At 67.7% G+C, this 12135-nt stretch carries 10 protein-coding genes and 1 pseudogene; 8 read left to right on the top strand and 3 right to left on the bottom strand.

Features of this window, described 5'->3' with window-relative positions; all coding sequences use genetic code 11:
• Nucleotides 1-163: 163 nt before the first annotated feature.
• Entirely contained in the window at nt 164-943 is a 780-nt protein-coding gene (lexA, locus tag ACWBNA_RS37355) for a transcriptional repressor LexA (RefSeq protein ID WP_383866444.1), read from the bottom strand.
• A 573-nt stretch (nt 944-1516) separates the two neighbouring features.
• Between lexA and nrdR the strand changes: the two genes are divergently transcribed.
• Both nrdR and ACWBNA_RS37345 read left to right on the top strand, forming a co-directional pair.
• Nucleotides 1517-2077 carry a transcriptional regulator NrdR gene (nrdR, locus tag ACWBNA_RS37350; protein WP_482708988.1) on the top strand — a complete coding sequence of 187 codons (561 nt, stop codon included), beginning with the start codon at nt 1517-1519 and terminating at the stop codon, nt 2075-2077.
• A gap of 162 nt (nt 2078-2239) precedes the next feature.
• Nucleotides 2240-5134, top strand: a complete 2895-nt coding sequence (locus tag ACWBNA_RS37345) for a vitamin B12-dependent ribonucleotide reductase (RefSeq protein ID WP_482708987.1) — start codon at nt 2240-2242, stop codon at nt 5132-5134.
• Nucleotides 5135-5414: 280 nt separating this feature from the next.
• On the opposite strand, the gene ACWBNA_RS37340 is transcribed toward ACWBNA_RS37345, so the two are convergent.
• Nucleotides 5415-5948 (bottom strand): TerD family protein, encoded by a 534-nt coding sequence (locus ACWBNA_RS37340; RefSeq protein WP_482708986.1) that lies wholly within the window; start codon nt 5946-5948, stop codon nt 5415-5417.
• A gap of 148 nt (nt 5949-6096) precedes the next feature.
• On the opposite strand from ACWBNA_RS37340, the gene ACWBNA_RS37335 reads away from it, so the two are divergent.
• From ACWBNA_RS37335 to ACWBNA_RS37325, 3 genes are all read left to right on the top strand, one after another.
• A complete protein-coding gene (locus ACWBNA_RS37335; RefSeq protein WP_482708985.1) occupies nt 6097-6702 on the top strand; it encodes a YdbC family protein in 606 nt (201 codons plus the stop codon).
• Nucleotides 6703-6821: 119 nt separating this feature from the next.
• The gene (locus ACWBNA_RS37330; protein ID WP_482708984.1) at nt 6822-7481 is read left to right on the top strand and encodes a histidine phosphatase family protein; all 660 of its coding nucleotides are present in this window, start codon (nt 6822-6824) and stop codon (nt 7479-7481) included.
• A gap of 12 nt (nt 7482-7493) precedes the next feature.
• Nucleotides 7494-8399, top strand: coding sequence for an ADP-ribosylglycohydrolase family protein (locus ACWBNA_RS37325; RefSeq protein WP_482708983.1), 906 nt, complete (start codon nt 7494-7496; stop codon nt 8397-8399).
• A 330-nt stretch (nt 8400-8729) separates the two neighbouring features.
• Here ACWBNA_RS37325 and ACWBNA_RS37320 read toward each other — a convergent pair whose 3' ends face one another.
• Entirely contained in the window at nt 8730-10277 is a 1548-nt protein-coding gene (locus ACWBNA_RS37320) for an MFS transporter (protein WP_482708982.1), read from the bottom strand.
• 187 nt (nt 10278-10464) lie between these two features.
• Here ACWBNA_RS37320 and ACWBNA_RS37315 point away from each other — a divergent pair, with 187 nt between their 5' ends.
• The 3 genes and pseudogenes from ACWBNA_RS37315 to ACWBNA_RS37305 all read left to right on the top strand — a co-directional run.
• Nucleotides 10465-11088: a TetR/AcrR family transcriptional regulator gene (locus tag ACWBNA_RS37315; RefSeq protein WP_482708981.1), complete on the top strand. Its 624-nt coding sequence runs from the start codon at nt 10465-10467 to the stop codon at nt 11086-11088.
• An 82-nt stretch (nt 11089-11170) separates the two neighbouring features.
• A complete protein-coding gene (locus ACWBNA_RS37310) occupies nt 11171-11872 on the top strand; it encodes a ribonuclease HII (protein WP_482708980.1) in 702 nt (233 codons plus the stop codon).
• A gap of 68 nt (nt 11873-11940) precedes the next feature.
• Nucleotides 11941-12135, top strand: a pseudogene (locus ACWBNA_RS37305) (hypothetical protein); the annotation flags it as partial.

The following is a 12135-nucleotide window of genomic DNA, read 5'->3' as shown; positions in this document are numbered from 1 at the left end:
CGGGCGCCCCCCCCCCACCCCCATCGGAATCTCCCATCCGAACGCCCTCATCCGCATCCCCTTGTGCCCGGGGACCGCACAGCACAGGGCCCCGGAACCGGCGCAGGGGTCCCGGGGCCCGGTCAGAGGGGCGGCCGTGTGTACGAGCCGCCCGCCGCAGCCGTCACACGCGCCGCAGCACTGCCACCACCTTGCCGAGGATGGTCGCGTCGTCGCCCGGGATCGGCTCGTACGCCGAGTTGTGCGGGAGGAGCCAGACATGGCCGTCCTCGCGCTTGAAGCGCTTGACGGTCGCCTCGCCGTCGAGCATCGCGGCGACGATGTCGCCGTTCTCGGCGACAGGCTGACGGCGGACCGTGACCCAGTCGCCGTCACAGATCGCGGCTTCGATCATGGAGTCGCCGACGACCTTCAGGACGAAGAGCTCACCATCGCCGACCAGCTGGCGGGGAAGAGGGAACACGTCCTCGACGGACTCTTCGGCGAGGATCGGGCCGCCTGCGGCGATGCGGCCGACCAGCGGGACGTACGACGCGGCGGGCTTTCCCGCGGTGTCCGTGGGCTGCGCCGATGAGGTCTGGTCGGAACCGCGCACCTCGTACGCGCGCGGGCGGTGCGGGTCACGGCGCAGGAAGCCCTTGCGCTCCAGCGCCATGAGCTGGTGCGCGACGGACGACGTGCTGGACAGGCCGACCGCCTGCCCGATCTCCCGCATGGACGGCGGGTAGCCACGCCGCTGCACTGAGTCCCGGATGACCTCGATCACCCGCCGCTGCCGGTCGGTGAGTCCGGAGCTGTCCGCCCGGATGCCCGGAGGTCGACCCGGCAGGGAGCGCTTGTGCCCCTCGGGATTCATGGCTTCGTTCATCGCATGCACCGGCTCGAGTCGGCCCTGGGAGCGGTCCTGGGCAGTGATGGTGGCACTGTCTGCGGTGGTGGTCACGTCGGCCCCTCTCGATGGTCTCCCTGCTGGACAACGGTAGTTGCTTTCGAAAGGTTGCGCCAAACACACGTTCGAGTGAAAAAACGCGAATAGCCTGTCTCGATCACATGCCTGGGTGTATGGATGACGCGACGCCTGGGAGACAAAAGCGCCCATTGTTGTACTCTTCACCGCCGGGATGGCGACCGCGTGAGTGCCGGGCCAGTCTGCCATCAGCCTTCCCGGCGGCCGGGAACCGGCCCCCATCTGTGCGGGAACCCCACGTGCCCTCCCTGTGGCGCCCACGGTATCTCCGCATGTGCCGCAGCGGTACGGCCGTGCGGCCCGTGTGTTGGTGTGGCGGTACGGGCATGGGGCACATGCCAATACGCCCGCGACGCGCGTGTACGGCGTGTATGTATGGGCCAATCCCCACATGTAGTGGTTGGATTGCAGCAGCAGCCCAGAAGTTGTGGTCCCCCGGGTCTTTGAGCCCTCGGCGATCGCCTATGCTGGGGGCTGCTTCGAGGGGCCAAAGGGACCCAAGAGGTCGCTTGAGGCTATTGAGTCTGCTGTGAGGAGGGTTGGGAGTTCATGCACTGCCCCTTCTGCCGGCACCCCGACAGCCGTGTCGTCGACAGCCGAACCACCGACGACGGTACGTCGATCCGCAGGCGCCGCCAGTGCCCTGACTGCTCCCGTCGTTTCACGACCGTGGAGACGTGCTCGCTCATGGTGGTGAAGCGGTCCGGAGTCACCGAGCCCTTCAGCCGTACCAAGGTCATCAATGGCGTCCGCAAGGCATGTCAGGGACGGCCTGTCACCGAGGACGCGCTCGCCCAGCTCGGCCAACGGGTCGAGGAAGCGGTGCGGGCCACCGGAAGCGCCGAGCTGACCACCCACGACGTGGGGCTGGCCATACTCGGCCCGTTGCAGGAACTCGATCTCGTCGCCTATCTGCGATTCGCCTCCGTCTACCGGGCGTTCGACTCGCTCGAGGACTTCGAGGCCGCGATCGCGGAACTCAGGCACCAGACGGGACCCCCCACCGCGGACGACGACGACCGCGAAGGGGCTGTCACGGGGAGCCAGGAAGACGACCGCGGGTCCGGAGGGACTGCTCAGGTCCCCGAACCCGCCCACGCCGCCGACTGACCGGCGGGCCGGAACCGGGCCAAGACCGGTCCGGCCGGGCGGCGTCGGACGACGACTTGTTGCGGGCGGTATGCACGTGGGTGCCCGCGACACCAGACACAACACAGTGCCACGGGAACATCGTGGCATTTCAGGGCGTTTTTGCCTGTACAGGGAGGCGGCATGACAGAGACGGCGAGCGGTCCGGCACGGAGTTCCCGCGCCAAGGGCACCAAGGCGATCAAGGGGCTGCGTATCGAGCGCATCCACACCACCCCCGGCGTGCATCCGTACGACGAGGTGGCCTGGGAGCGTCGTGACGTCGTCATGACCAACTGGCGCGACGGCTCGGTCAACTTCGAGCAGCGTGGCGTCGAGTTCCCCGACTTCTGGTCGGTGAACGCGGTCAACATCGTCACCAGCAAGTACTTCCGAGGTGCCGTCGGCACCCCGCAGCGCGAGGTGAGCCTCAAGCAGCTCATCGACCGCATCGTGAAGACGTACCGGAAGGCCGGCGAGGACTACAAGTACTTCGCCTCGCCCGCCGACGCGGAGATCTTCGAGCACGAGCTGGCGTACGCCCTTCTGCACCAGATCTTCAGCTTCAACAGCCCCGTCTGGTTCAACGTCGGTACGCCCCAGCCCCAGCAGGTCTCCGCCTGCTTCATCCTGTCCGTCGACGACTCCATGGAGTCGATCCTCGACTGGTACAAGGAAGAGGGCATGATCTTCAAGGGCGGCTCCGGTGCCGGCCTGAACCTCTCCCGCATCCGCTCCTCCAAGGAGCTGCTGTCCTCCGGTGGCAACGCCTCCGGGCCCGTCTCCTTCATGCGTGGCGCCGACGCCTCCGCAGGAACGATCAAGTCCGGTGGCGCCACCCGCCGCGCCGCCAAGATGGTCATCCTCGACGTCGACCACCCCGACATCGAGGGCTTCATCGAGACCAAGGTCAAGGAAGAGGAGAAGATCCGCGCCCTGCGTGACGCGGGCTTCGACATGGACCTGGGCGGCGACGACATCACGTCGGTGCAGTACCAGAACGCCAACAACTCGGTCCGTGTGAACGACGAGTTCATGAACGCGGTCGAGCAGGGCGGCAAGTTCGGCCTCCGCGCGCGGATGACCGGCGAGGTCATCGAAGAGGTTGACGCCAAGTCGCTCTTCCGCAAGATGGCCGAGGCGGCCTGGGCCTGTGCCGACCCCGGCATCCAGTACGACGACACCATCAACGCCTGGCACACGTGCCCGGAGTCGGGTCGCATCAACGGCTCGAACCCGTGCAGCGAGTACATGCACCTGGACAACACGTCCTGCAACCTCGCCTCGCTGAACCTGATGAAGTTCCTCAAGGACGACGGCCTTGGCCACCAGTCCTTCGAGGTCGAGCGTTTCGCGAAGGTCGTCGAGCTCGTCATCACCGCGATGGACATCTCCATCTGCTTCGCGGACTTCCCGACCCAGAAGATCGGCGAGAACACGCGGGCGTTCCGCCAGCTCGGCATCGGCTACGCCAACCTCGGCGCGCTGCTGATGGCGACCGGCCACGCGTACGACTCCGACGGCGGCCGGGCCCTCGCCGGCTCCATCACCTCCCTGATGACCGGCACGTCGTACAAGCGTTCTGCCGAACTCGCCGCGGTCGTCGGCCCGTACGACGGCTACGCCCGCAACGCCCAGCCGCACCTGCGCGTCATGAAGCAGCACTCCGACGCCAACACCGAGGCCGTCCGCATGGACGACCTGGACTCGCCGATCTGGGCCGCCGCCACGGAGGCCTGGCAGGACGTGCTGCGCCTCGGTGAGAAGAACGGTTTCCGTAACTCCCAGGCGTCCGTCATCGCCCCGACCGGCACCATCGGTCTCGCGATGTCCTGCGACACCACCGGCCTTGAGCCCGACCTCGCGCTGGTCAAGTTCAAGAAGCTGGTCGGCGGCGGCTCGATGCAGATCGTCAACGGCACTGTTCCGCAGGCCCTGCGCCGCATGGGCTACCAGGAGGAGCAGATCGAGGCGATCGTCGCCCACATCGCCGACCACGGCAATGTGATCGACGCACCGGGCCTCAAGTCCGAGCACTACGAGGTGTTCGACTGCGCCATGGGTGAGCGCTCCATCTCCGCGATGGGTCACGTCCGCATGATGGCCGCGATCCAGCCGTGGATCTCCGGCGCGCTGTCCAAGACGGTCAACCTGCCGGAAACGGCGACTGTCGAGGACGTCGAAGAGGTCTACTTCGAGGCCTGGAAGATGGGCGTCAAGGCGCTCGCCATCTACCGCGACAACTGCAAGGTCGGCCAGCCCCTCTCCGCCAAGACCAAGGAGAAGGAAAAGGTCGAGGTCACGGAGAAGGCCGAGGAGACCATCCGCGCCGCGGTCGAGAAGGTCGTCGAATACCGCCCGGTCCGCAAGCGCCTTCCCAAGGGCCGTCCCGGTATCACGACGTCCTTCACGGTCGGCGGCGCCGAGGGTTACATGACGGCCAACTCCTACCCGGACGACGGCCTGGGCGAGGTCTTCCTGAAGATGTCGAAGCAGGGTTCGACCCTCGCGGGCATGATGGACGCCTTCTCGATCGCCGTCTCCGTCGGCCTCCAGTACGGCGTGCCGCTGGAGACGTACGTCTCGAAGTTCACGAACATGCGCTTCGAGCCGGCCGGTATGACGGACGACCCGGACGTGCGGATGGCGCAGTCGATCGTCGACTACATCTTCCGCCGCCTGGCGCTCGACTTCCTGCCCTTCGAGACGCGCTCCGCGCTCGGTATCCACTCCGCCGAGGAGCGCCAGCGTCACCTGGAGACGGGTTCGTACGAGCCGTCCGACGACGAGGTCGACGTCGAGGGCCTGGCCCAGTCGGCACCGCGTGCCCAGGAGCTGAAGGCCGTCGCCACGACGAAGGCCGAGGTCGAGGCGGTCAAGCCCGCCCCGCAGCAGGCCCACACCAGTGCCGAGCTGGTGGAGATGCAGCTGGGCATCCAGGCCGACGCTCCGCTGTGCTTCTCCTGCGGTACCAAGATGCAGCGGGCGGGTTCCTGCTACATCTGCGAGGGCTGCGGCTCGACCAGCGGTTGCAGCTGATGATCGGCACCCTCAGGGTGTGAACCTACCGTCAGGGCGGTGGCGCCGGTTTCTCGGCGCCACCGCCCTCGGTGTCTGTGTGGAGTCGTACGTCCCTCGGCGAGCGAGACGCCCCGGACTTGCCGTCCCGGAAGCGCTCCCCGGTCGAGGGTCAGAGCCGGCGCGCTCGGCCCATCGTCNCCGCCCCCCCCCCGCCCTCGGTGTCTGTGTGGAGTCGTACGTCCCTCGGCGAGCGAGACGCCCCGGACTTGCCGTCCCGGAAGCGCTCCCCGGTCGAGGGTCAGAGCCGGCGCGCTCGGCCCATCGTCGCCGTGAACGTCGCAGGGTCGTCCTCGTAGCCGTGGACGCCGGGCTGGAAGTCCCAGGTGCCGGACCCCTCCCGCACGAACTCCGCGACTGTCGCCGCCGTCGCCCCGAGGACGTCGCCGAAGTTGTCCTCGGCCAGGACGGTGTAGCCCTCACGGATGCGGAGCGCCGGGTTGATCACGTTGACGAAGGTCGTGTGCTCGGAGCGCTGTTGTATGACGACGCCCACCACCACGCGGGCGTAGCGGGCATCCAGCCGGTCCAGCTCCAGCGTCATGACCTCGTCCCAACCGAAGCCCTTGCCGTCTTTGCTGTCGCGGTTGAGGTAGATGGTGCCGTCGGGGGAGCGGCTGTCGAAGTGCACGACATAGGCGGGATCCCCGTACGGATCGCTCGCCAGGTACGTGGCGGCGACGACGTCCAGATCGCTGGGTGGCAGGCCCGCCGGACTCGGGTCCCACTTGACGGCGATCTCGACCTTGCGGATGCCCTTCTTGAGGCCGTTCACCAGGTTTCCCCTTCCCCCTGTGGCGCCGCCCGAACTGCCGGGCGGTCAAGGCAGGTTGTCCATCCTGCCACGCGTGACCACGCGTTCGCGGGCGAGCTCTCCGCCCGAGAGTGACCGACGCCACGCTCCGTGGCCTTACGATGGCGCGGTGCTGGTCAAGTGGATTCGCTGCACCGTGGTGGACCGCCGCGGTTTCGAGCGGGGGCAGCGAAAGTGGGCGGGGCTTCTGGGGGAGCCGGGGTTTCGGGGGCAGGGTGGTGGCTGGAGCCGGGGGCGGCAGGGCGTGGCGCACATCTTCGCCTTCTGGGAGAGCCGCGCCTTCTACGACTCCTTCATGGCCCGGTCGCACGACCGGCTGGCGGCGACGCAGTCGGGCACCTTCAAGGACAGCCAGGTCAAACTGTTCGACTACCGCTTCGACGTGAAGACCGGCTTCGAACCGAGGTTCTCGGACGCGGACCTGGTACGGGTCGCCCACTGCCGTGTCCACGAGGAGCGCGCCGAGCACTTCACCCTGATGCAGGAGAAGGTCTGGAACCCCGCGATGGCTGGTTCCCCCGGGATGATCCGCGGACTGTTCGGCGAGGCGCCGGGGAACGAGTTCCTGGTGCTGTCGATGTGGCTGTCGGCCGCCGAACACGGCAAGTACCGAACCGAGCGCGTGGAGCGCCTCGCCCTGCGGGCCCAGACGGAAGCGGACGTCGCATCCCTTACGGGCGACATCGTGCAACTCGAACCGACTTGGACAGTGTGACGTCCGGACCTGTTGCTCGTGCGTCCGGCAGTGGTCCTTGGTGCGGAAAGTGTGTGACCTACGCCGTATGGAGGCCGTACGAGTGCTCTATGGAGCCTCACCCGATCTAGGGTTTTGGCATGGCACGACCACGGCGCATCGTCCTTGTCCGGCACGGCGAGTCAACGGGCAATGTTGATGACACCGTCTACGAGCGTGAACCCGATCACGCCCTTGCTCTGACCGAGCAGGGCTGGCAGCAGGCAGAGGAGACTGGAAAACGGCTGCGCGAGGTCTTCGGCCGCGAGCGCGTCAGCGTGTACGTCTCCCCGTACCGTCGTACGCACGAGACGCTGCGTGCCTTCCATCTCGACCCCGAACTCATACGGGTGCGCGAGGAACCGCGGCTGCGGGAGCAGGACTGGGGGAACTGGCAGGACCGCGACGACGTCCGCCTGCAGAAGGCTTACCGGGACGCCTACGGCCACTTCTTCTACCGCTTCGCCCAGGGCGAGTCCGGCGCCGACGTGTACGACCGGGTCGGCGGCTTCCTGGAGAGCCTGTACCGCAGTTTCGAGGCTCCCGACCACCCGCCGAACGTGCTGCTGGTCACCCACGGCCTTGCCATGCGGCTGTTCTGCATGCGCTGGTTCCACTGGACGGTCGCGGAGTTCGAGTCGCTGTCGAATCCCGGGAACGCCGAGATGCGGATGCTCGTTCTCGGGGACGACGGCAAGTACGCGATGGACCGGCCCTTCGAAAGCTGGCGGGATCCTGAGCCGTACGGGATCACCGGATAGGGTGGCAGGGCGATGACCACTGACTCCGCTCCCGATGGGCGCCTGGAGCGTGCCCTGGCCAGCCTGCGCGGACTGGCGGTGGGGGACGCGCTGGGCTCGCAGTTCTTCGTGCCGGTGAATTACCCGCTGCTCAAGGACCGCGAGCTGCCGCCAGGTCCTTGGCAGTGGACGGACGACACGGAGATGACCTGCTCAGTGGTCGCCGTCCTGGCCGCCCACCACCGCATCGACCAGGACGCCCTGGCCCTCTCCTTCGCCGAGCACCACGACTTCGACCGCGGCTACGGCCCGGCGGTCAACCGTCTGCTGCGGCTGGTCCGGGAAGGCGGTGACTGGCGGGAACTCGCCTCGGCGCTCTTCAACGGTCAGGGGTCATGGGGCAACGGTGCCGCGATGCGGATCGCACCCCTGGGTGCCTGGTACGCGGACGATCCGGAGCAGGCGACCCACCAGGCGGAGATCTCCTCGTACCCCACGCACCAGCACCGTGAGGCCGTTGTCGGCGCCATGGCCGTCGCCGCGGCCGCCGCCCTGGCTGCCGCTCCCGGCGGTCCGCCCAGCTCTGAGGCGCTCCTCGACGGGGTCGTGGCACTCGTGCCGAAGAGCGCTGTCGGCGCGGGCCTACGACGAGCCCGGGACATGCTGGATTACGCCGATGCCGGCACCGTCGCGGCCGTGCTCGGCTGCGGGCGGCGTACGACGGCCCACGACACCGTGCCCTTCGCGATCTGGTCGGCGGCCAGAGGCCTGGGGAACTACGAGCAGGCGTTCTGGACGACCGCGCAGGTCGGCGGCGACGTGGACACGACCTGCGCCATCGTGGGCGGAGTGATCGCCTCCGGCAAAGCGGGAGCGCCGCCGGCCGCGTGGGCCGAGCAGACGGAGGCCTTGCCCGACTGGGTCCCCACCACTGGTTGACGGGACCCTCTGCCTGCGGCTCTTCCCCGCCGAACTGTTCATCGGGGAGGGCGTGACCCAAGGAAGCGCCGTAACTCTCTGTGTGCGTGTTGGGAACTCTGCGTGACCGCTCGAGCGTTCTTTTGGTATCCGCGTGGATGCATGGGCTGAGCGCAGAGACATGACACGGCAACGCCGCAGGGGGTGATCATGCGTTTCGTACGAGGTTCGGTGATGCTGCTGGCTGTGCTGGCTCGCGCGTTCAGCGGGCGAATGGCCGGCCCGAGGTCCTCGCCGTCGGGCTCCCGGACTACGACCGACCATCCGCAGCGTCGCACGCGACCGGTCGGCTCAGCCGATACCCGGACCCGCCGTGCCGGCGAGAGCGTCCAGGTCGCTCTTACGGACCTTGATCACCAACCAGGCGGTGACCAGGGCGAGTACGGCCATCGCCGTGGCCGCGATGAAGCCTGTCGAGATGCCCTGGGCGAGCACCTCGTGTCCCCACGGGGCAGGCAACTGGTGCGTCCGACCGAAGTCCGCCTTCTGCTCCGCCGAACCTTCGGCGAGGAACTTCGGCAGCTGCTTCTCCGCCTCGCTCTTGCTGGCCGAGCCGAACACCGTGGTCAGGATGGACAGGCCGAGCGAACCACCCACCTGCTGAGTGGCGTTGAGCAGTCCGGACGCCGCGCCCGCCTCGTGCTGGGCGACACCGGAGACCGCGGTGAGCGTCAGCGTCACGAAGTTCAGACCCATACCGAAGCCGAACACCAGCATCGGTCCGAGGACGCCGCCTACGTAAGAGCTGTCGGAGCTGATGAGGGCCTGCCAGCCCAGCCCGATCGCCGCGAGCGCGGAGCCCACGATCATGAAGGGTTTGGGCCCCAGCGCCGGCAGGAACCGCTGGGACAGTCCCGCCCCCAGCGCGATCACGACCGTTACCGGCAGGAAGGCGAGTCCGGCCTTGATCGGGCTGTACCCCAGCACGTTCTGCACGAAGAGCACGATGTAGAAGAACATTCCGAACATCGCCGCGGCGAGGCTCAGCATGATCACGTACGTGCCCGAGCGGTTGCGGTCGGTGAACATCCTGAGCGGCGTGATCGGTTCCTTCGCCCGGGATTCGATGACCGCGAAGGCCACCAGCAGGACCACGGCGGCACCGAAGGAGCCTATGGACAGGCTGTCCCGCCACCCCTCGTCCGCCGCGCGGATGAAGCCGTAGACGAGCAGAGCCATGCCCGCCGTGGAGGTCAGAGCGCCCGAGACGTCGAAGCGCCCGGTGTGCCGCTCCGACTCGCTGATGTACAGCGGGGTGAGCACGGCGATCAGGACGCCGATCGGGACGTTCACGAAGAGCACCCAACGCCAGTCGAGCCACTCCGTGAGCATGCCTCCGGCGAGCAGGCCGATGGCACCGCCGCCCGCGGAGACCGCGGCGAAGACACCGAAGGCCCGGTTCCGTTCCGGCCCTTCGGGGAACGTCGTGGTGATGAGCGCCAGCGAGGTGGGCGAGGCGATCGCGCCTCCCACTCCTTGCAGGACACGTGCGGCCAGCAACTGCCAGGGCTCCTGGGCAAGGCCGCCGAGCAGCGAGGCGAAGGTGAACAGCAGGATCCCGGTCATGAAGACCCGGCGACGGCCCAGGATGTCGCCGGCCCGGCCGCCCAGGAGCAGCAGGCCGCCGAAGGTCAGCGTGTAGGAACTGACGACCCAGGTGAGGTCGGTCGTACTGAACTTGAGTGCGTCTTGAATGTGCGGGAGCGCGATGTTCACAATCGTCGCGTCGAGTACCACCATGAGCTGGCAGGCCGCGATGACCGTGAGCGCGATACCGGGATGTCCCTCCCGACGGGCCGCACCTGGTTTCTGATCCTTAATCAACTGAGAGGTTGTCACTATGGGTCCCCCACAAGTGCTCTAGTGAACGATCGCGTTCACTGCCGCGTCAACGGTAGTGAGTCCCGAGTAGTGAACGCAACCGTTCACTCAGCTTGTCGTCGCGTGGCGCGTCCCCCGCTGTCGTCGCGCGGCACTGTCCCCGCTCCCGGAATCCCCGCTTCCCCCGCCTGTTGGAGACGCTCAGATGGTTACCTCGCGCTGGTCGGCCGCCCCCGCTCAGACGGCTTCCCTTCGCCGGCGTGGCCCCGTACTCGAACGCGCGATCCTCGACGCAGCCCTGGATCAGCTCAGTACGGTCGGCTGGAAAGGCCTCACGATGGAGGGCGTCGCCGCCGGCGCCCAGACCGGGAAGGCCGCGGTCTATCGCCGTTGGCCGTCGAAGGAGGACCTTGTCGCGGACGCACTCCAGGCAGGACTCCCGGCTGTGGAAGAGGCACCCGATCTGGGCAGCGTGCGCGATGACCTGCTCACCTTGTGTCGGCGGGCGCGCGACGCGATGTTCTCGCGGCCCGGCTTCGCGCTCAGGGCGGTGATTCACGAATGCGACCCCGCACAAGCGGAGCGTTTCCATGGCGTGATCTTCGGAGGGGTCGTGGAGCCGACCCTGCGAATGCTGCGCGAGATCATCGCTCGTGGGGTGGAGCGAAATGAGGTGCGGGCCGATGCGATGAACGGCTACGTCTTCGATGCCATCCCGGCCATGATGATGTACCGCTCCAAGGTGTGCTCGAGCGAATGGAACGATCGGGATCTGGAAGAAATGATCGACCAGTTGATGCTCCCACTGCTGCGGACGACCAGCGGGTGACGAGGGCCCCGCGAGCCCGTGAAGCCGTTCTGCGCAACCGGGGTGTCGGAAGGTGATCCGGGCGGCGTACGCTAAGGGCGCCATGCCGTACGAACCGCCCACTCACACCGTCGAGCGCTCCCTGCGCGCCACGACCGGAGCGAAGGTCATTGCCGGTGTCGACGAGGTGGGGCGCGGCGCCTGGGCCGGTCCCGTCACCGTCTGCGCGGCGATCACCGGACTGCGCCGGCCCCCCGAAGGCCTCACCGACTCCAAGCTGCTCAGCGTCAAGAGGCGCACTGGGCTGGCCCAGGAGCTGGAGAAGTGGGTCACGTCGTACGCACTGGGACACGCCTCTCCGGAGGAGATCGACCAGATGGGCATGACGGCCGCTCTGCGGCTCGCGGCGGTGCGTGCCCTGGATGCCCTGCCGGTCCGTCCCGACGCGGTGATCCTCGACGGGAAGCACGACTACCTCGGCATGCCTTGGAAGGTCCGCACGGTGATCAAGGGTGACCAGTCGTGCGTGGCTGTCGCGGCGGCCTCTGTGATCGCCAAGGTTCAGCGCGACAAAATGATGGCCGAACTGGGTATCGACCATGCAGACTTCGATTTTGCGGCCAACGCCGGGTATCCCTCGCCCGTGCACAAGGCCGCACTGGAGGAGCGGGGCCCCACCCCGTACCACCGGTTGTCGTGGGCGTATCTTGATGCGCTGCCCCAGTGGCGGCACCTCAAGAAGGCCCGCAGCTGGGCGGAGGGAAGCGTTCCAAGGATCGAGGGTCAGCTCGGCTTCGATTTCTGACGGATCCGCTCGCACTGATGTGCCACCCGGCGACGCGAGCCGTACCAATGTTTGATAAATATCAGCTCATGCCTCTCATTCCCGAGGAGCCTCAGATTCACGAGAGTGCCCAGGGTCCCCGCGCCACTCCGGCCAGCGGCCGTACCGCGCCGACCCCTCGTCCTGTACCCGGCCCCCGCCCCGCGGCGCACCCGCGCCCCGGGCGGCCTGGCCCGTTGCGGCCCGCGCCGCCGGTGCAACGCACGCCGCACGCCGCGGCCGTG

It is taken from the genome of Streptomyces sp. Q2 (assembly GCF_056820935.1).
Note: the sequence above shows the minus strand (reverse complement) of the source record. Positions and strands in the feature narration are given on the sequence as shown.

Bases quoted from the DNA above. Each gene is read 5' to 3' on its own strand.
- nrdR (WP_482708988.1), top strand. From the start codon at position 1,517: ATGCACTGCCCCTTCTGCCGGCACCCCGACAGCCGTGTCGTCGACAGC.
- ACWBNA_RS37345 (WP_482708987.1), top strand. From the start codon at position 2,240: ATGACAGAGACGGCGAGCGGTCCGGCACGGAGTTCCCGCGCCAAGGGC.
- ACWBNA_RS37330 (WP_482708984.1), top strand. From the start codon at position 6,822: ATGGCACGACCACGGCGCATCGTCCTTGTCCGGCACGGCGAGTCAACG.
- ACWBNA_RS37325 (WP_482708983.1), top strand. From the start codon at position 7,494: ATGACCACTGACTCCGCTCCCGATGGGCGCCTGGAGCGTGCCCTGGCC.
- ACWBNA_RS37315 (WP_482708981.1), top strand. From the start codon at position 10,465: ATGGTTACCTCGCGCTGGTCGGCCGCCCCCGCTCAGACGGCTTCCCTT.
- ACWBNA_RS37310 (WP_482708980.1), top strand. From the start codon at position 11,171: ATGCCGTACGAACCGCCCACTCACACCGTCGAGCGCTCCCTGCGCGCC.